The organism is Lentzea sp. HUAS12, from assembly GCF_024125735.1.
GTDB classification, from domain to species: Bacteria; Actinomycetota; Actinomycetes; order Mycobacteriales; family Pseudonocardiaceae; genus Lentzea; species Lentzea albida.
The window spans coordinates 2,775,603-2,796,677 of the sequence record NZ_CP099738.1 but is presented as its reverse complement, the minus strand read 5'-3'; the positions used below and the strand labels follow the sequence as shown (position 1 = coordinate 2,796,677).

Sequence of the window (21,075 nt, the reverse complement as noted above, 5' to 3'; positions counted from 1 at the left end):
CCCTGGAGCCGCGTGTGCTTTCTAGCCCACGCCGGTGGTCATGACCAGAGGCGGGGACCGTCCGGCGAACTGCCGGTCCTGTCCCACGATCAGCGCTGCCACCAGGCAAAAGCGCGGATTAACGTATCGGCGTGTGCGGAAGACAGCGGGTGAGGTGCGGATTCTCGGTCCGGTCGAGGTGTGCGGCCCGCACGGCCGCGCGGAGCTGACGGGGGCCAGGCAGCGCAGCATCGTCGCGGTGCTCGCCCTGCGCGCGGGCACGCCGGTCCCGGTCGACCGGCTCGTGGACGTGCTGTGGGGTGAGGACCCGCCGCGCACGGCCGTGCGGTCGCTGCACAGCCACGTCGCGCGCGTGCGGCAGGCGCTCGCCGACTGCGGCCTGCCCGGCGCGCTCGTCACCAAGCCCGGCGGGTACCAGCTGGACGCGTCCGTCGACGCGGAGGTGTTCGGCCGCACCAGGGACCTTGGCCTGTGGCGGGGTGAGCCGCTCGCGGGCACCGAGCTGTTCGGGTGGGGCCGGGCGGAGGCCGACCGGTTGCGGGAGCAGCGGCTCGCGGCGCTGGAGGCGCACTGGGGCGAGCGGCTCGACCGGCCGGACGCCGTCGAGGAGCTGGAACGGCTGGTCGCGGGCCACCCGACCAGGGAACGGCTCGTCGGACTGCTGATGCGGGCTCTGCACCAGGACGGCAGGCACGCCGACGCGCTGGAGGTGTTCCGAAGACTCAGGCAGCGGCTCGCCGACGAGCTGGGCGTGGACCCCGGCCCCGACCTCACCGCACTGCACACCGCCATCCTGCGCCGCGACCCCGCCCTGCACAGCGCGAGGCCCGCCCAGCTGCCGGCCCGCGCCGGGCACTTCACCGGCCGTGCCGCCGAGTTCGCCGCCCTCGCGGACCTGCCGCCGATCGTCGTGGTCTCCGGCGTCGCCGGGGTCGGCAAGACGACCTTCGCCGTCGAGTGGGCGCGCCGCGTCGCCGGTCTCTTCCCGGACGGGCAGGTGTTCCTCGACCTGCAACGGCTCACGCCCGCCCAGGCGCTCACCGAGATGCTGCACGGCCTCGGCGTTCCCGCGGACCGGGTGCCCGCCGACCCGGCCGCGCTGTACCGGACCCTGTTGCACGGCAAGCGGGTGCTGATCCTGCTGGACGACGTGCGCCGCGCGCGGGACGTGCTGCCGCTCGTGCCCGGTGACCAGGGGAACCTGCTGCTGATCACGAGCCGCGACACGCTGTCGGCGCTCGGCACCCGCCACGCCGTGCACACCGTGAACCTCGACCTGCTCAGCGGTTCGGAGGCGCACGACCTGCTGACCGGCATCCTCGGCGAGCAGCGGGTGGGCGCCGAGCCCGGTGCGACGGCGGAGCTCGTGGTCCACTGTGGACGGTTGCCGCTCGCGTTGCGCATCGCCGCCGCCCGGCTCGAGATCCGGCCCGGCAGGCGGATCGCCGACCTCGTGCGGGAGCTGACCCGCAACGACCCGCTGGACGTGCTGACGGTCGACGGCGACGACCGGACGGTCCGCACCGTGTTCGCCAGTGCGCACCGGACGCTGAGCCCGCAGGCCGCGAGGCTGTTCCGCGTGCTCGGCGAACACCCCGGCGCGAGCTTCCCCGCCGACCTCGCCGACGCGATGGGGCCCGGCCTCGACGAGCTGGTCGCGTCGCACCTCGTCAGCGAGGTGGGCAACGGCCGGTACGCCCTGCACGACCTGATCCGGCTGTTCGCGCGGCAGAGCGGTGACCTCGGTGACGGCGTGGAACGCTTGCTGGACCGCTATCTCACCATCGCGCACGCGGCCGGCGAGGTGCTGAACCCTCGTCACGACCTGGTCGTGCGGGAGCGTTCCGACGACCTCCCGTTCGGCGCCGACCGCGTCGAGGTGCTCGCCTACCTCGACGCCGAGCGCGACAACTTGCTGCACGTGATCCGGCTGGCCGCCCGCGAGGGCCTGCACCGCGAGACGTGGCAGCTGGCCTACCTGCTGACGAGCTACTTCGAGGCCCGCGGCAACTGGGCGGCCCGGGTCGAGCAGTGCGAACACGCCGTCCGGGCCGCCCGCGCGCTCGGCGACCGGCGCGCCGAGGCCGAAATGCTGCGCGGACAGGGGATCGCGCTGCAGATGACCTCCCGCATCGCCGAAGCCATGGTGGTGCAACGGGAAGCGCTCGCGCTGGTCCGTGAGGCGGGTGACCCGCGCGGAGAAGCACGGCTGCACAACAACATCGCCAACGCGCACTCCGAGCTGCGCGAGTTCGACCGGGCGCTGGAGTCCTACCGCGCGGCCATGGACGTGCACGGTGCCGTGGGGGACGAGGTCGGTGTCGCGCTGGCCCGGCGGAACCTCGGCTACACCTACGTCCGCATGGGGCGGCCCGAACTGGCGGCCCCGCCGTTGTTCGCGGCGCTGGACACGTTCCGCGCCAAGGAGAACCGGCGGCTGGAGGCGGCGACGTTGATGACGCTCGGCAACGCCTACCACCAGCTCGCCGACCTCGAACCGGCGTTGCGCTGCTTCGGGGACGCGCTGGCGATCAGCCGCGAGATCACCGACCACCGCTTCGAGGCCGACGCGCTGATCGGCCTCGGCATCACCCAGCTCGCGCTCGGAGATCCCGCGGTGGCGGGGAAACGTCTCACCGACGCGCTCGCGGTGTGCCGCACCCTCGGCGACGGGCACCGCGAGGCGTCGACGTTGCGCCGGCTCGCCGAGGCGGGACTGGCGATGAACGACCTGGCCGCCGCCCGCGAGCACTTCGGCGCCGCGCTCCAGGCGAGGACCCAGGCCCCGGACGGGTTCGAGGAGGCCCAGGTCCACCGCGCGCTCGCCGGCCTGGAGGGCCGGTGCGGGCGGTGGACCCGGGCTGCCCGGCACCTGGCTCAGGCCGTCAGCCTGTTCACGTCCTGCCGGCGATCGTGAACACGGCGACCCGCTTGCCCACCTGGCCGTTCTTCACCGCCGTGATCTCCAGCGTGAACTGCTTCTTCTCGTCGGTCACGCGCAACACCCGGTACGGCACACCGGCCTGGGTCCGGCCCGCCTTGATCGTCACCGTTCCACGCGGTGCGGCCTGGTAGTCCTCGCCCTGCTTCGCCGTGCCGTCGACGAACCGGTAGGACACCTCGACGTCCTGCTGCGCCGGGCCGTTGCGCAGTGCCAGCGTCGCGGTGTACGAGTCCGCCTTCTCGTGCACCGGGCCGTCGAACGCGTCCACGACGACCGGGCAGTCCGGCGGTTCGCAGTCCGCTGCTCCGTGCGCGGGCACGATCCCGAGCAGAAGCAGCAACAACACCATGATGGTCTTCATTGACAACCCTTTCGGTGGGTCCGTCTCCGAGTAACGGAGACGGACCCACCGGGGTTGATACTCAGTCCTTCTCGTTGATCAGGTACTGCGCCCCGCCGAGGTCCACGCCCTGGGCGTCGGTCTGGCGCACGTGCAGCTCCGCGGGACCGGCCTCGCGGTCGGTCTCGAAGGTCAGCGCGGTCTCGACGCGTTCGTCGGCCTTGAGCACCAGGCCGTCGAAGCGGGCCTTGGTGTCGACGACCTGGAACTGCGTCTCACCGACCTGCTTCACGCCGGTGGCCCTGCCGCCCGCGGCCTTCCAGCGCGCCGTGAGCTCCTGGCCGAGGTCGAACGTGATCGCACCGGCGAACGGCCGCGGCTGCTCGAGGATCAACGCCTGCCGGGCGTCGGCGCGATCGGGGTTGCCGATCGTGTACGGCACGCGGACAAGCTCGAACGGCCGCACCCGCACGGAGTCGACGTTGCGCCAAGCGATGTTGTTGTTCCGCTGCGCGTTCTGCTGGGTGTTGGGGGTCTCGGCGAACGTCATCGGGTCGGCGTTCGACACCCAGCGGGCGAGCAGGCAGAAGTGCGCGGGGCCGGGGACGTTCCAGCCGGGCCACGTGATCATGACCGTGGTGCCGCCCACCGGCACGGTCGAGCCGGCGGTGCCGATGAACGTCCAGCCGCCCGGCCACGCGGTGCCACCGCCGAGGTTGCTGCGGTAGAGGTGCAGGCTGCCGTCGATGGTGCCGACCGCGCCCGGCTTGCGTCTCAGGTTGACGAAGACGTAGTTGTTGACGCCGACGATCGGGTTCTGGGACACGGCGCACGGCACCGGCGTGTGGCACACCTTGATGTCCGGGCTGTAGTAGATGCTGCCGGTGCTGGGCTCGTTGCCGACGTCGCTCACGTTGTCGCGGACGAAGACGTCGCGCTGGTACGGCGTGGCGCTGACGGCCGGCGCGATGAGCGTCGCGGTCGCCAGCAGCCCCACCAGCACCGTTGCCAGTTTGGCTTTCACCATGGCCTCCCTCGGTTGTGGTCGTGCTGACCGAAGGAGTACCGGCGCGCTGTTGTGGCGACGTTGTCGTGCGGTTGTCAGTACGGCCCGATGAGCCGGTAACCGGGCCACAGCTCGGCCCACGGGGCCTTCGGGCCGCGGCACACCGAGATCGCACGGCCCTGTTCCGTGGTCGCGAGGTCGAGACCGTTGTCGATGCGTGCGAACACCGTGCACTCGCGGAAGTCCTGCGCCAGCCTGTCCTCGGCCACGCCGACCGCGATCACGACGTCCGCGGTGTCGGGCGGCGGTCCGTCGAAGTAGAGCTCGTTGTGCCCGCTGTGGATCCGGGGGAGCGGGCGGTCGTCGCGCATCCAGTGCAACGCGCCCGCCTCGCCGAAGTTCCGCGTCAGCACCACGGCACGAGACCGTTCACCCGCGGGCAGGGCGGCGTAGGCGTCCTTCACCTGCCCGACCAGCCCCTCCCAGCCGATGGTCTCGGTCGTCAGGCTCGACGCGGGGTACTGCGCGAACACGCGCGCGGGCAGCACCGGCAGCGTCACGACCACCTGCACCGCGGCGAAGACCGCGAACAGGGAAACGGCCGCCGGCACCCGCTTCCGGCCCTGGGCCAGCCACTCGTCGACGAGCACGCACCCCGCGGCGATCAGCGGCACCAGGTAGCCCTCGGTGTAGTCGATGCCGCTGGGGGCGATGGCGAGCACCAGCGCCGTGCCGAGCAGGTAGGCCGCGCCCAACGCCCGCACGGGTCGCCACCGCGGCCGGCGCAGGACGCCCGCCAGGCCCACCACCATGATCACGGCGACCACCGGCCCGGCCAGGATGGCGACGTCGAGGGGGAACATCAGCCCGTCGGTCCAGACCCCGTCCGACAACGCGCGTGCCATGACGAGCTGGGGCCAGCCGTTGACCGCCTGGTAGACGAGGTTCGGCGCGCTGATCACCAGCGTCAGCCCGGCACCGGCCCACGGCCACGGGCTGCGCAGTTCCCTGCGCGGTCCCACGAGCAGCAGTGCCAGCAGCATCGTCACCGGCAGGAGGAGTACGACGTACTTGGCGTACGTGGCGACTCCGCACGTGATCCCGACGGCGAGCCACCACCGGCCCTGCCCGCGCTGCAACGCCCGCACGGCGAACAGCGCCACCGCGCACCACGCGACCAGGTCCGGGCTGTTGGTCAGCAGGAAGTGGCTCATCGCGAGCACCATGCCGGACGTGCCCGCGGCGGCGGCCGAGAGCACCTGCGCCCGCGGGCCGCCGCCCAGTTCCGCGGTGATCAGCGCGGCGAGCACGACGATCGCGATGCCGCACAGCAGGGCGGGCGCCCGGATGCCCCAGACGGTGTCGCCGAACAGGACGGAGCCGGCCTTGGCGAGGAGGGGCGCGAGCGGTGGCTGGTCGAAGTAGCCCCAGCGCGGGTCGTCGCCCAGCATCCGGAAGTAGAGCTCGTCGGCCGTGAGCCCGTAGTTCCCGGCGAACGGGAACACCAGGGCCGCGAACAGCCCCGCGACCACCGCCACCGGGTGCCACGCCGGCGCGACGGCGGTGCCGCCCCGCGTTGCCACGCCCTGCACCGTCAACACCGCGATCGCTCCCCTCTTCGGTGACCGGGGGAGCCACCGCGTCGGCGAGGGTAGCGGGAAATGAAAGGTCCCATGATTGAACGACAAGCACCCATAGCAGCTTTCCGAACGCCTTGCCGCAAAACAACGCGAATGTGGAGGATTGGTCCGAGAATGGCACGTGAGCACGTGTTCGGCCATCTCAATTGGTGGGCGCAAAACGCGCACAATTACCAAATCGTGGACGAAGGTGAAGGTTTTTGAGCGTTGTGTGACGCGTCACACAGACTTTCGTCACGCCGTGTGTCGGGGTGGGTGCGGCACGTGACATTACTCAACGGTCCACCGATTGGCCTATAAGCGGATTGATGAAATTTATAAGAGCCGAATTGGGCTGTTCGGCGGATTCGTGCTGGTCGCGGGCCTGGCTAATCTGCGGTTGTCGCTTAGGCGGCTCTGGGGGCTTCTTTGGGGTGGGGTGCTTTCGTCGACCCGGTTATTCGCGTGCACGTTGCGTGAATTTGCGGTATCGGCGGATGACGCAAGGGGGTTTTCATGGCCGTTGTACGAGAATTCATCCGCGAGTCGCGCGCGGGATCGTACCCGCACAGGTGCGGCGTCGGTGATCCGTTGATCTCCGAACGCCCCTGAGCGGTCGACCTCTTCCCGCCGGCACCGCGCTGTCCGGCCCCGGTCCGCGAGCACGGACTTCGCAAAGTGCTCTTCACCCGCTGTATCTGTGACTTCAGCGGTCTCTCTGTCCCGTTGTGTCGGGGCCATCGGCAATGAGGAGCGTTTCAGTGGTTGAGCGGCGCGTGCCCGGCGTCCGGTATTCGCTGACGGCGGCGCAGGTCGACATGTGGCTGTCGGCCGAGTTGCTCGGGGACGCCCCCGAGTTCAACCCGGCCCAGTACGTGGTCCTGCGCGGAGCCGTCGACGAGGAACTCCTGCGGACGAGCGCCCGCGTCGCGGTGGGGGAGACCGACGCGTACCGGCTGTCCTTCGGCGAGCGCGCGGACGGCACGCCCTGGCAGGCGTTCACCGGCGAGCTCCCCGCCGACGTGCTGCCGGTGGTGGACCTGCGCGGCGAGGCCGATCCCGTTGCCGCGGCACGGTTGTGGACGCACGCCGAAGCCGCCCGGCCGCTCGACCACCGGACCGCGCCGCTCTGGCGCTGGGCGCTGCTGCGCGTCGCCGACGCCGAGTACTGGTGGTACCACCGCGCCCACCACCTGATCTCGGACCTCTTCACGTTCCACCTGCTCACCCAGCGCGTGGCGGAGATCTACGCCGGTGAGCACCGGCCCCGCCACTTCGGTTCCTGGGCCGACGTCGTGGCCGAGGACGCGGCCTACCGGCTCTCCGCCGACCGCGAGGCCGACGAGCGGTACTGGCTGGAATCCGTCGCCGCGGCGGTGCAGGGCCGTGGCGAACGCCGCCCCGACCGGCAGCGGCCCTCACGACGGCGCACGGTCGCCGTCGACCCGGCGTTGCGGTCCGCCGTGGTCGACCGGGCGGCCTCGCTGGGCATGCGCGTCCCCCACTTCCTCGTCTCGGCTTTCGCCGCCTACCAGCGTTCCCTGACCGATCGCGACGACGTGGTGTTCAGCCTTCCCACCGCCGCCCGCCGCAGTCCGCTGTCGCGCGCGACTCCCGGTCTGCTGGCGAACGTCGCACCTGTCGTGCTGCACGTGCCGGACTCCCTGACGGTCCGCGAGCTGACCGGCGCCACCACCGCGCGACTGGCGGAGATCGGCGCCCGGTCGCGGTACCGCGGTGAGGACCTGGCCCGCGGGCTCGGCGTCACCGGCAACGGGGCGTGGTTCGGTCCCACCCTGAACGTCGTCGACTTCGTCCGGCCGCACCACTTCGGTCCCGGCGTGGTCGCGGACGTGCCGCGGAACCTGGCCGTCGGGCCGATCCGCGACCTCACCGTCACCACCTACGGCTGGTCGCACGGCTCGCAGGCCTGGCTGGACGTCGACGTCGAGGACGGCGTGGCGGCCGAAGCCGAGCTGGCGCTGCACGAGGAGCGGTTCCTGGACGTGCTGGACCGGCTCGCGACCGGTCCCGCGGGCGGACGCGTGCCGTCGTCCACTGTGGACCTGCCGTCGACCCGCCGGTGGGGTGCCGGGGTGGCGCAGGAGCCCACCGCGACCGTGCCGGAGCTGATCGCCGGGCAGGCGGCGGAGGAGGTCGCCGTGGTGTGCGGCGACCAGCGGCTGACGTTCGGCGAGCTGGGTGCCAGGGCCGGCGGGGTGGCTGCCCGGTTGCGGCAGGCCGGGGTGTCGGTGGAGTCGCCCGTCGCGGTGCTGGTGCCGCGCGGGGTCGAGCTGGCGGTCGCGTTCCAGGGCGTGCTGCGCAGCGGTGGCGTGTACGTGCCGGTGAACCCGGGGTTGCCGCGGGAGCGGCTGGAGTTCGTGCTGGCGGACGCGGGCGTGGTGGCCGCGGTGGTGACGCGGGACCTCGTGGGTGAGCTGGAGTGGTTCACCGGTGAGGTCGTCGTGCTCGACGACACCGTGTCGGACGAGCCGCCGGTGGCGATCGATCCGAGTTCGCTGGCGTACATCGCGTACACCTCGGGTTCGACCGGTCGTCCGAAGGGCGTTGCCGTCACCCACGCCGCCCTCTCGTCGTACGTGGCCGGGTGGCATGACGGGCTGGCCGTGCTGGGTGGTCCGGGCACGGTGTTGTCGATGTCGGGTCCCGGTTTCGACGTGTCGATCGGGGACATGACGCGGGCGCTGGCGTTCGGGCAGACCGTGGTCTTCCTGCCGCACGACGAGGTCGTGTCGGTGGAGTCGCTGCACGAGACCTTGGTGCGCCACGAGGTCGAGATCGCCGAGATCGTGCCGGGCATGCTGCTGCGCGACCTGGCCGCGCACTGCCGCGAGGCGGGACCGGTGGAGTCGTTGCGCCTGGTCATCTCGGGCACCGACATGTGGACGTACGACGCGCTCGTGTCCGCTGTCGGCGCCGTGGCGCCCAACGCCGTGCCGGGCAACGTGTTCGGGGTGACCGAGGCGGCGATCGACTCGATCTTCCACGCGGTGACCGCGCTGCCGGAGCACGAGGGCGAGGTGGTGCCGATCGGCGGCCCGCTCGCCGGGGTCGACGCGTTCGTCGTCGACGGGGCGTTGCGGCCGGTGCCCGTGGGTGTCGAGGGTGAGTTGCTCGTCGGCGGCGCCGGTCTGGCGCGGGGCTACGCGGGGCGCCCGGATCTGACGGCGGAACGGTTCCTGCCGGACGTGTTCGGCTCTGCCGGAGGCAGGCTCTACCGCACGGGCGACCGGGCGCGGTGGCGCGCGGACGGCGTGCTGGAGTTCCTCGGCCGGGTCGACGAGCAGGTCAAGATCCGCGGTTACCGGGTGGAGCCCGGTGAGGTCGAGGTCGTCATCGGCGACCACGAGAACGTGCGCGATGTCGTCGTGGTCGCGCGGGATGGAGGGCCGCACGGCGGTAAGCGGCTGGTCGCGTACGTGGTGGCCGAGGGGGAGTTCAGCGCGAAGGAGCTGCGGTCGTGGCTGCGGGACCGGGTGCCCGACCACCTGGTGCCGTCGGTGTTCGTGGCCTTGGACCGACTGCCGCTGACGCCCAACGGCAAGGTCGACCGGCGCGGACTGCCGGACCCCGAGCCCGAGACCGCGGAGGCCTACGAGGCGCCGCGAACGTCCACTGAGGACGCACTGGCGTCGGTGTGGGCGCAGGTGCTGGGCGTCGGACGCGTCGGTGTGCACGACAACTTCTTCGAGCTCGGCGGCGACTCGATCCTGAGCCTGCAGATCGTGGCACGGGCGCGTGCCGCCGGGCTGGGGCTGGGCGTGGCCGACGTGCTGGCGCACCAGACCGTGGCCGAGCTGGCGGCCGTCGTGCGGGAGACGCCCGCCGTCACCCTGGCGGAGCAGGGCGTGGTCACCGGGCCGGTGCCGATGACGCCGATCCAGCACTGGTTCCTGGCCCAGGACGTCGAGGACCGCGACCACTGGAACTGGTCGGGCGTGTTCGAGCTGGCGCCCGGCACGGACCCCGGACGTCTGGCCGACGCGATCAACGTCCTGGTCGCGCACCACGACGCGCTCAGGATCCGGTTCACCCCCGGCGGCCAGCACAACGCCGGCATCGAGCCCGTCGGCCTGAGGACGGTCGCGGGCGACTCGGACGTCGCCGCCGAGATGACGGTGGCGCAGAGGTCGTTGCGGCTGGCGGACGGACCGCTGGTGGCGGCGGTGTTCTTCGACCGGGGCGACGAGCCCGCGTGGCTCGGTCTCGTGGTCCACCACCTGGTGATGGACGGCGTGTCGTGGACCGTGCTGCTGGAGGACCTCGGCACCGCCTACCGCGGGCAGGAGCTGGGGCCGAAGACGACGTCGTTCCAGCAGTGGGCCGAGCGGCTCCAGGACTTCGACGCGAGAGCGGAACGGGACCACTGGGCCGCGGCGACGTCCGGTGTGGTGGCGCTGCCTGTCGACGGCGACGGACCGAACGACGAACGCACCGCGCGGGTGCACACGACGTTCCTGGACGCGGCGACGACCAGCGCGTTGCTGGGGGATGCGCACAAGGCGTACCGCACGCAGGGCAACGACCTGCTGCTGACGGCGTTGGTGCGCACGCTCGGTCCGTGGGCCGGCACCGACGAGCTGACGATCGACCTGGAGAGCCACGGTCGGGAGGCGATCGCGGACGGGGTCGACCTGTCGCGCACGGTCGGGTGGTTCACGTCGATCTTCCCGGTGCGGCTGAGCCGGCACGAGGACGTCGGCGCGACCGTCAAGGCGGTCAAGGAGCAGCTGCGGGCGGTGCCGCGCCTTGGTGTCGGCTACGGCGCGTTGCGGTGGCTGCACGGCGAACTGGCCGGCGCGCCGGACCGCCCGGTGCTGTTCAACTACCTGGGATCCGGTGCGGCGACGGGAGATCTGCTGCGGCGCGAGCTGCCGGTGGCACTGCGGGGTGCCGCGACCGCCGGTCGTGGCACGCGGTCGCACGTCCTGAACCTGGAGGTGACCCGCACGGCCGACGGGCGGTTGCGGGTCGAGTGGCACTACAGCGCCGGGCTGCACGAGGCCGCGACCGTCGAGCGGCTGGCCGCGACCTACCGGCGTGAGCTGGAGGAGCTGGTCACCCACTGCCGGTCGGGCGCTTCGGGTCTCACGCCGTCGGACTTCCCGCTGGCGTCGTTGGCGCAGCACGAGGTCGACCGGCTGGCCGCGCGGTTCCCGGACCTGGCGGACGTGTACCGGTTGGCGCCGGTGCAGTCGGGCATGCTGTTCGGTGTCGTGGGTGCCCCGGCCGAGGACGGGCTCTACTGGGGCCAGGGGATCTACGAGCTCACCGGGACCGTGGACGCGGACCGGCTCGCCGGTGCGTGGCGGACGGTGGTCGCCCGTCAGGCGGCGTTGCGCAGCGGGTTCGTGTGGGAGGGCGTCAGCGAACCGGTCCAGGTCGTGCTCGGCGACGTCGAGGTGCCGTTGCGGAGGCACGACTGGTCGGGCCTCGACTCGGCGGCCCAGGACGCCCGGTTGCGGGAGTTGCTGGCGGAGGACAGGGCGCTGGGCTTCGACCTCGCCGCGCCGCCGTTGACGCGCCTGTACCTGGTCGACCGCGGTCTCGGGCAGCACTGGCTGGTGTGGGGGCTGTACCAGGGGCTTTGTGACGGGTGGAGTCTGCCCGTCGTCCTGGACGAGGTGCTGGCGGTTTACGACGGTGCGTCGCTCGCTCCGGCGCGGTCGTACCGCGAGTTCATCGCGTGGCTGGACGGCCGTGATGGCGGCGGGTCGTTCTGGCGGTCCTGTTTGGACGGGTTCGAGGCGCCGACGCCGCTGCCGGTGGACCGGCTGGCCACCAGCCACTACGCGCAGGACCGCAGGCGCACGCACCTCGACGCGGCCGTGACCGCCGGGCTGGTCGAGCTGGCCCGCCGCGAACGCGTCACGTTGTCGGCGGTCGTGCAGGCCGCGTGGGCGAAGGTGCTGTCGGCGTCCTCCGGTGAGGACGAGGTGGTCTTCGGCCTGACCGTCTCGGGCCGGCCGCCGGAGCTCGCCGGGGTCGAGTCGACCGTCGGCCTGTTCATCAACACGCTGCCGGTGCGGACCGCGGTGCCGTCGGACACGCCGTTCGCCGACTGGGTGCGCGAGCTGCGGGACAACCAGGCCGCCTTGCAGCAGTTCGAGCACACGCCGCTGGTGGACGTGCAGCGCTGGTCCTCGGTGCCCGGTGGGCGGGCGCTGTTCGACAGCATCGTGGTGCTGCGCAACTACCCCGGTGGCCAGAGCCGCGTCGCCGACTTCGAGCTGTCGCCGCTGGTCGACTCGGTGGAGCAGGGCAACTACCCGCTCACCTTCGCCGTCGACGTGGAGGCGGAGCTCAAGATCGAGGCCGAGTTCTCCACCGCCGCTTTCGACGCCGTGACGGTCGAACGCGTCCTGGACCAGCTCGTGGTCGTGCTGACCGCGATCGTCGAGCAGCCGGGCATGTTCGTGAGGGACGTGCCGTTGCAGCGTCCCGAACAGGCCGCGGCGCTGGTGGCGTGGGGCGAGACCCGCGAGCCCGCCGCCGAACGCCCGGTGCCGGACCTGATCGACGACTGGGCGCGGATCTCGCCCGAGGTCGCGGTGGTCTGCGGTGCGGAGAGCCTGACGTTCGCCGAACTCGGGTTCCGGGCGGAGGCGCTGGCCGGACGGCTCCAGCAGACCGGTGTGGTGGCCGGGTCCCGCGTCGCGGTGCTGGTGCCGCGCGGGATCGAGCTCGCCGTCGCGTTCCAGGGCGTGCTGCGGTCCGGTGGCGTGTACGTGCCGATCAACCCCGGGCTGCCCGCCGAACGGCTCGCGTTCCTGCTGGAGGACGCCGGCGCGACCGTCGCCGTCACGACCTCGGCGCTGGCCGGGGAACTGGCCGGGCTCGCCGAGGTGCTGGTGCTCGACGACTCGCCGGGCTTCGGCGCGCTGCCGGTGCGGATCGACCCCGGCGCGCTGGCCTACGTGGCCTACACGTCGGGCTCCACCGGGCGGCCCAAGGGCGTCGCGGTGACGCACGCCGCGTTGTCCTCGTACGTCGCGGGATGGCGTGAAGGACTGGCCGACCTCGGCGGTCCGGGCACGGTGTTGTCGATGTCGGGGCCTGGGTTCGACGTGTCGATCGGGGACATGACGCGGGCGCTGGCCTTCGGCCGGACCGTGGTGTTCCTCCCGCACGACGAGCACGTGACCGTGGAGTCGCTGCACGAGACCTTGGTGGACCACGAGGTCGAGGTCGCCGAGATCGTCCCGGGCATGCTGCTGCGCGACCTGGCCGCGCACTGCCGGGAGGCCGGGCCGGTCAAGTCGCTGCGCCTGGTCATCTCGGGCACGGACATGTGGACGCACGACGCGTTGACGACCGCGGTGGCGGAGGTCGCGCCGAACGCCTTGCCCGGCAACGTGTTCGGGGTGACCGAGGCGGCGATCGACTCGATCTTCCACCCGGTCGGCGAGGACCACCCTGCCGCCGTGGTGCCGATCGGCACGCCGCTGGCCGGTGCCAGGGCCGTCGTGGTCGACTCGGCGATGCGGCCGGTGCCGGTGGGTGTTCCCGGCGAGCTGCTGGTCGGTGGATCCGGTGTGGCGCAGGGGTATGTGAACCGCCCGGACCTGACCGCGGAACGGTTCGTGCCCGACGTCTTCGGTGCGGCCGGTGGACGGCTCTACCGCACAGGTGACCGGGCGCGGTGGCGTGCGGACGGCACGATCGAGTTCCTGGGACGTGTCGACGAGCAGGTCAAGATCCGCGGCTATCGCGTGGAACCCGGTGAGGTCGAGGTCGTCCTCGGCGACCACCCCGGTGTGCGCGATGTCGTGGTGGTGGCACGGGATGGTGGGCCGCACGGCGGCAAACGCCTGGTGGCTTACGTGGTCGCCGAGGACGTCGGCGTCACCGGTTCGGTGCTGCGCTCCTGGTTGCGTGAGCGCGTACCGGACTACCTGGTGCCGTCGGTGTTCGTTGCGCTGGAACGGCTTCCGCTCACGCCGAACGGCAAGGTCGACCGCCGCGGGCTGCCCGACCCGGAGCCGGAGACTACCGGTGAGGCGTTCGTGGCGCCCCGCAACGCTGTCGAGGAGACGCTGGCGGCGGTGTGGTCGCAGGTGCTCGGCGTCGAGCGCGTCGGCGTGCACGACAACTTCTTCGAGCTCGGCGGCGACTCGATCCTGAGCCTGCAGATCGTCGCCCGCGTCCGCGCCGCGGAGCTGGGTGTCGACGTGGCGGACGTGTTCGCGCACCAGACCGTCGCCGAACTCGCGCTCGCCGTCCGCGAGACGCCCGTGGTGTCCCTGGCGGAACAGGGTGTGGTCACGGGTCCGGTGCCGTTGACGCCGATCCAGCGCTGGTTCGTGGCGCAGGACGTCCCGGACCGCGACCACTGGAACTGGTCCGGTGTGTTCGAACTGGCCCCCGGCACGGATCCGGTTCGGCTCGGGCAGGCGCTGGACGTGCTCGTGGCGCACCACGACGCGTTGCGGATCCGGTTCTCGGCCGACGGCCAGCACAACGCCGGGGTCGAGCCCGCCGGTCTGCTGCGGGTCGTCGAGGGCGACGCGGACGTGGTCGCCGAGATGACCTCGGCACAGAAGTCGTTGCGGCTGGCCGACGGTCCGCTGCTCGCCGCCGTGTTCTTCGACCGCGGTGACGAACCCGCGTGGCTCGGGCTGACCGTGCACCACCTCGTCATGGACGGGGTGTCGTGGAACGTGCTGCTGGAGGATCTCGGCACCGCCTACCGCTCGGAGGCGCTGGGCCCGAAGACCGTGTCGTTCCAGCAGTGGGCGGAACACCTGCGGGAGCTGGACGCGGACGCCGAACGGGACCACTGGGCTGCGGCGACGTCGGACGTGGTCGTGCTGCCGGTCGACGGTGACGGCCCGAACACCGAGGCCTCCGGTGCGGTCGTGAGCACGTGGCTCGACGCCGAGACCACGGCCGCGTTGTTCGGCGAGGCGCACAAGGCCTACCGCACGCAGGGCAACGACCTGCTGCTGGCGGCTCTCGCGCAGGCGTTGGGGGAGTGGGCCGGCAGCGACCACGTCACGGTCGACCTGGAGAGCCACGGCCGCGAGGAGCTCGACCTGTCCCGCACGGTCGGCTGGTTCACGTCGATCTTCCCGGTGCGGTTGAGCCGGTGCGACGACGTCGGCGCGACGGTGAAGTCGGTGAAGGAGCACCTGCGGTCGGTGCCCCGGCGCGGTGTCGGCTACGGCGCCCTGCGGTGGCGGGAAGGCTCGTTCGCCGAAGCCGTCGAACGGCCTGTGCTGTTCAACTACCTGGGCGCGTTCGACGCCGTCGACCCGGACGGCCTGATCCGCCGGGAACTCCCGGCCGACCTGGCCGGTCCGATGCAGGGGCCCGGCGGGACGCGCGCCTACCCGTTGCAGCTCGAGGTGGCCCGCGCGGCCGACGGCCGTCTGCGCATCGACTGGCTGCACAGCACGAACCTGCACCAGTCCTCGACCGTCGAACGCGTCGCGGCCCGCTACGCCGAGGCGTTGCGCGCGTTGGTGGCGCACTGCCAGTCGGGTGCCTCGGGTTTCACGCCGTCGGATTTCCCGTTGGCGTCGTTGGAGCAGGCCGAGGTGGATCGGCTGGCGGAGCGTTATGCGTTGGCGGACGTGTACCGGTTGGCGCCGGTGCAGTCGGGCATGTTGTTCGGTGTCGTGGGGTCGCCGGTCGACGGTCTCTACTGGGGGCAGAGCGTCTACGACCTGGCCGGCCCGGTGGACGTCGACCGGCTGGCCGGCGCGTGGCGGACGGTGATCGCGCGGCACGCGGCGTTGCGCAGCGGGTTCGTGTGGGAGGGCGTCAGCGAGCCGGTGCAGGTGGTGCCGGTCGGCGTCGACGTGCCGTTGCAGGTGCGCGACTGGTCCGATGTGGACGATGCCGCCCAGCAGGTCCGGTTGCGGGAGTTGCTGGAGGACGACCGCGCGCTGGGCTTCGACCTGGCTTCGCCGCCGTTGATGCGGCTGTACCTGGTGGATCGCGGCGAGGGCCGGTTGTGGCTGGTGTGGGGTCTGTACCAGGGTCTGTGTGACGGGTGGAGCCTGCCCGTCGTCATGGACGAGGTGCTGGCGGTCCACGACGGCTCGGCGCTGGAGCCCGTGCGTTCGTACCGCGAGTTCATCTCCTGGCTGGACGCCCGCGACCCGGACGAGTCCGAGTCGTTCTGGCGGTCCTTTTTGGACGGTTTCGAGGCCCCCACGCCGTTGCCGGTGGACCGGTTGGCGGGCGACCACTACGCGCAGGACCGCCTCAGGACGAGGCTCGACGAGGCCGTCACGACCAAGCTGGTCGAGCTGGCCCGGCGTGAGCGCGTGACGCTGTCGACGGTCGTGCAGGCGGCGTGGGCGAAGGTGTTGTCGGCGTCGTCGGGTGAGGACGACGTGCTGTTCGGGCTCACCGTGTCCGGCCGTCCCGGCGACCTGGCGGGCGTGGAGTCGATCGTCGGGCTCTTCATCAACACGCTGCCGGTGCGGACGGTCGTGCCCGAGGACGTGCCGTTCACGTCCTGGCTGCGCGAACTCAGGGACAACCAGGTCGCGTTGCAGCGGTTCGAGTACACGCCGCTGGTGGACGTCCAGCGCTGGTCCTCGGTGCCGGGTGGCCGCGCGCTGTTCGACTCGATCGTCGTGTTCGGCAACTACCCGCACCGCGAACTGCCCGAAGACCACGCGGACCTCCCCGACGGCTACGCCTCGGTCGACTCGGTCGAGCAGGGCAACTACCCGCTCACCTTCGCCGTCGACCTGGAACGCACGCTGCGGATCGAGGCGGAGTTCTCGACGGCGGCGTTCGACTCGGCGACTGTCGCGCGGATCCTGGACCAGCTGGTGGTCGTGCTGACCGCCGTCGCCGAACGTCCCGGGTCGGCCGTCGTGGACGTGCCGTTGCAGCGTCCGGAGCAGGCGGCGGAGCTGGTGGCGTGGGGCGCGACCCCGGTGCCGGAGGCCGAGGCGCCGGTGCCCGAGCTGATCCGGGGCTGGGACGGCGTTGCCGCGGTGTGCGGTGACGAGTCGTTGACGTTCGCGGAGCTGAACGCCCGGGCGGACGGGCTGGCCGCTCGGTTGCGGCAGGCCGGGGTGGCGGTCGAGTCGCCGGTGGCGGTGCTGGTGCCGCGCGGGCTCGACCTGGCGGTGGCGTTCCAGGGCGTGCTGCGGTCGGGTGGCGTGTACGTGCCGATCAACCCAGGGCTGCCGGCGGAGCGGCTGGAGTTCCTGCTGGCCGACGCCGGTGTGGTCGCGGTGGTCACGACCTCGGACGTGCCCGGGTTCGCCGGGCCGGTGCTGCTGGTGGACGACGGGTCCGCGGCCCCTGCCGGGCCTCTTCCGCCGATCGACCCCGGTGCGTTGGCGTACATCGCCTACACCTCGGGTTCGACCGGTCGTCCCAAGGGCGTCGCGGTCACCCATGGCGCGCTGTCGTCCTATGTGGCCGGGTGGCGTGACGGGCTGGCCTCGTTGGGCGGGCCTGGTCCGGTCCTGTCGATGTCCGGGCCCGGCTTCGACGTGTCGATCGGCGACATGACCCGCGCACTGGCGTTCGGGCAGACGGTGGTGTTCCTGCCGCACGACGAGCACGTGTCCGTGGAGTCGTTGCACGCCACACTGGTGGAGCACCGGATCGAGGTCGCCGAGATCGTCCCCGGCATGCTGCTGCGCGATCTCGCCGCGCACTGCCGGGTCGCGGGGCCGGTCGAGTCGTTGCGACTCGTGATCTCGGGTACGGACATGTGGACGCATGACGCGTTGACGACCGCTGTGGCGGAGGTGGCGCCGAACGCGGTGCCGGGCAACGTGTTCGGGGTGACCGAGGCCGCGATCGACTCGATCTTCCACGCCGTCACCGACGACCACCCTGCCGCAGTGGTGCCCATCGGCACTCCGTTGGCCGGTGCGAGGGCCGTCGTCGTCGACTCGGCGATGCGTCCCGTTCCCGTCGGCGTTCCCGGTGAGCTGCTGGTCGGTGGTGCCGGTGTGGCGCGCGGCTATGCCGGACGCCCCGACCTCACGGCCACGCGATTCGTGCCCGACGTGTTCACCGCCTCCGGCGAACGCCTCTACCGGACCGGTGACCGGGCTCGGTGGCGTGCCGACGGCACGATCGAGTTCCTGGGTCGGGTCGACGAGCAGGTGAAGATCCGCGGGTACCGGGTGGAGCCCGGTGAGGTCGAGGTCGTCCTCGGTGATCACGACAGCGTGCGTGATGTCGTTGTGGTGGCACGGGATGGTGGTCCTCACGGTGGTAAGCGACTGGTCGCCTACGTGGTGGCCGAGGGCGAGTTCAACGCCAAGGAGCTGCGGAACTGGCTGCGGAGCCGGGTGCCGGACTACCTGGTGCCGTCGGTGTTCGTGGCGCTGGACCGGTTGCCGTTGACGCCGAACGGCAAGGTGGACCGGCATGGTCTGCCGGACCCGGAGCCGGAGAACGCCGGTGAGGCGTTCGTCGCGCCTCGGACCGCGGCTGAAGAGACGCTCGCGGCGGTGTGGAGTGATGTGCTCGGGGTCGAGCGCGTCGGTGTGCACGACAACTTCTTCGAGCTCGGCGGCGACTCGATCCTGAGCCTGCAGATCGTGGCCCGGGTCCGTGCGGCCGGGCTCGGCGTCGACGTGGCGGACGTGTTCGCGCACCAGACGGTCGCCGAGCTGGCGGGTGTCGTGCGGGACACCCCTGCGATCACGTTGGCGGAGCAGGGAGTTGTCACCGGCCCGGTGCCGTTGACCCCGATCCAGCACTGGTTCCTCGCCGAGGACGTGCCGAACCGGGACCACTGGAACTGGTCCGGCATGTTCGAACTCGCCCCCGGCACCGATCCGGAACGGCTCGGTCGTGCGCTCGACGCCCTCCTGGTCCACCACGACGCGTTGCGCCTCCGGCTGACCCCGGACGGCCAGGTCAACGCCCCGGTCGGTGGTGGCGGGGTTCTCCGCGTCGTCGAGGGCGACTCGGACGTGGTCGCCGAGATGACCGCCGCGCAGACTTCGTTGCGGCTGGCCGAGGGACCGCTCGTCGCCGCCGTCTACTTCGACCGCGGTGACGAACCCGCGTGGCTCGGGCTGACCGCGCACCACTTCGTCATGGACGGGGTGTCGTGGAACGTGCTGCTGGAGGACCTCGACGCCGTCTACGCGGGCCGGGAGCTCGGGCCGAAGACGACGTCGTTCCAGCAGTGGGCCGAGGCCCTGCGGGAACTGGACGCGCGGGACGAACGCGAGATCTGGCTGGCCCAGACCTCGGACGTGGTGGCGCTGCCGCAGGACCGGCACGGCGCGAACAGCGAGATGTCGGCCGGTGTCGTGCAGACCTGGGTGGACGCCGGCACGACGGCCGCGTTGCTCGGCGACGCGCACCGCGCCTACCGCACCCAGGGCAACGACCTGCTGCTGGCCGCTCTCGCGCAGGCGTTGGGGGAGTGGGCCGGCACCGGTCACGTCACGGTGGACCTGGAGAGCCACGGCCGCGAGGCGGTCGCCGACGGCGTGGACCTGTCCCGGACCGTCGGGTACTTCACGTCGATCTTCCCGGTGCGCCTCACGCACGAGAGCGATCCGGCGGCGGCGATCAAGGCCGTCAAGGAGGAGCTGCGGGCCGTTCCACGGCGTGGTGTCGGCTATGGCGCCTTGCGGTGGCTGCGAGGGGATCTGGCCGATGCCGTCGATCGGCCCGTGCTGTTCAACTACCTGGGCGCGTTCGACGCCGTCGACTCGGTCGGGCTGATCCGCCGGGAGCTCCCGGCCGAGCTGGCGGGCCCGAGCGAGGGACCCGGCGGGACGAGGTCGCACGTCCTGCAGGTCGAGGCGCAGCAGGACGCCGAAGGGCGCCTGCGGGTCGACTGGCACTTCAGCCACGACCTGCACGACATCGCCACCGTCGAACGGGTCGCCGCCCGCTACGTCGAGGCTTTGGGCGAACTGGTCGCGCACTGCCGTGCTGCGAGCGGGTTCACGCCGTCGGACTTCCCGCTCGCGACCCTGACGCAGCCCGAGGTCGACCGGCTCGCCGAGCGCTACGCGGTGGCGGACGTGCATCGGCTGGCGCCGGTGCAGTCGGGCATGCTGTTCGGTGTGGCGGGGTCTCCCGTCGACGGCCTCTACTGGGGTCAGGGGGTCTACGACCTCACCGGTCCGCTGGACGCCGAACGGCTGGCCGGCGCCTGGCGGACCGTGATCGCGCGGCACGCGGCCTTGCGCAGCGGGTTCGTGTGGGAAGGCGTCAGCGAACCCGTGCAGGTCGTGCTGACCGGCGTCGACGTCCCGCTCGGCCTGCGTGACTGGTCGGGTCTCGACGACGCGGCTCAGCAGGTCCGGTTGCGGGAGTTGCTGGAGGAGGACCGCGCGCTGGGCTTCGACCTGGCCGCGCCGCCGTTGACGCGGCTGTACCTGGTGGATCGCGGCGACGACCGGTTGTGGCTGGTCTGGGGTCTGTACCAGGGTCTGTGCGACGGGTGGAGCCTGCCGGTCGTGATGGACGAGGTGTCCGCCGCATATCAGGGCAAGGTCCTCGAGCCCGTGCGGCCCTACCGGGACTTCGTCGCGTGGCTCGGCCGGCGTGACCCGGCGGCGTCCGAGGGCTTCTGGCGCACCTACCTGGCCGGTTTCGAGGCCCCCACAGCACTTCCGGTCGATCGGCAGGCGAGCAGCCACTACGACCAGGACCGGCGGCGCCTGCGCCTCGACGAGACGGTCACCGGCGCACTGGTCGACCTGGCCCGCCGTCAGCGCGTGACGTTGTCGACGGTCGTGCAGGCGGCGTGGGCGCTGCTGCTGTCGACCTACTCGGGCGACGACGACGTGACGTTCGGTCTGACGGTGTCGGGTCGTCCGGCCGAGTTGGCCGGGGTGGAGTCGATGGTCGGGTTGTTCATCAACACCCTGCCCGTGCGTGCTTCGGTGCCCGCCGACCTGTCGTTCGCCGAGTGGTTGCCTTTGTTGCAGGACAACCAGGTCGCGGTGCAGCGCTTCGAGTACACGCCGTTGGTGGACGTGCAGCGGTGGTCGGCCGTTCCGCACGGCCGGGCGTTGTTCGACTCGATCGTGGTGTTCGGCAACTACCCGCAGGAGGAGCTGCCCGAAGACCTGGGCGGGTTGCAGGCCGCGGAGTCGGTGGAGCAGGGCAACTACCCGCTCACCTTCGCGGTCGACCTGGAGACCGCGCTCAAGATCGAGGCGGAGTTCTCGACGGCCGCGTT

Annotated in this window: 5 protein-coding genes (1 of these 5 cut by a window edge); 2 read left to right on the top strand and 3 right to left on the bottom strand. The window is 71.8% G+C overall.

What is annotated here, in order from left to right; translation table 11 throughout:
• Positions 1–133: 133 nt before the first annotated feature.
• A complete protein-coding gene (locus ND450_RS12205) occupies positions 134–2,917 on the top strand; it encodes a BTAD domain-containing putative transcriptional regulator (protein ID WP_253326253.1) in 2,784 nt (927 codons plus the stop codon).
• On the opposite strand, the gene ND450_RS12200 is transcribed toward ND450_RS12205, so the two are convergent.
• The 3 genes from ND450_RS12200 to ND450_RS12190 form a co-directional block, all read right to left on the bottom strand.
• The gene (locus tag ND450_RS12200) at positions 2,895–3,305 is read right to left on the bottom strand and encodes a Calx-beta domain-containing protein (protein ID WP_253326252.1); all 411 of its coding nucleotides are present in this window, start codon (positions 3,303–3,305) and stop codon (positions 2,895–2,897) included. The two genes, ND450_RS12205 and ND450_RS12200, sit on opposite strands and share 23 nt — an antisense overlap.
• A gap of 61 nt (positions 3,306–3,366) precedes the next feature.
• Positions 3,367–4,308, bottom strand: a complete 942-nt coding sequence (locus ND450_RS12195) for a hypothetical protein (RefSeq protein ID WP_253326251.1) — start codon at positions 4,306–4,308, stop codon at positions 3,367–3,369.
• Positions 4,309–4,385: 77 nt separating this feature from the next.
• Entirely contained in the window at positions 4,386–5,891 is a 1,506-nt protein-coding gene (locus ND450_RS12190) for a glycosyltransferase family 39 protein (RefSeq protein ID WP_253326250.1), read from the bottom strand.
• Between the two features lie 779 nt (positions 5,892–6,670).
• On the opposite strand from ND450_RS12190, the gene ND450_RS12185 reads away from it, so the two are divergent.
• Positions 6,671–21,075, top strand: the 5' end (the start) of a protein-coding gene (locus ND450_RS12185; protein WP_253326249.1) for a non-ribosomal peptide synthase/polyketide synthase. It continues 16,447 nt past the right edge of the window; only the first 14,405 of its 30,852 coding nucleotides appear in the window; its start codon is at positions 6,671–6,673; its stop codon lies off the right edge, out of view.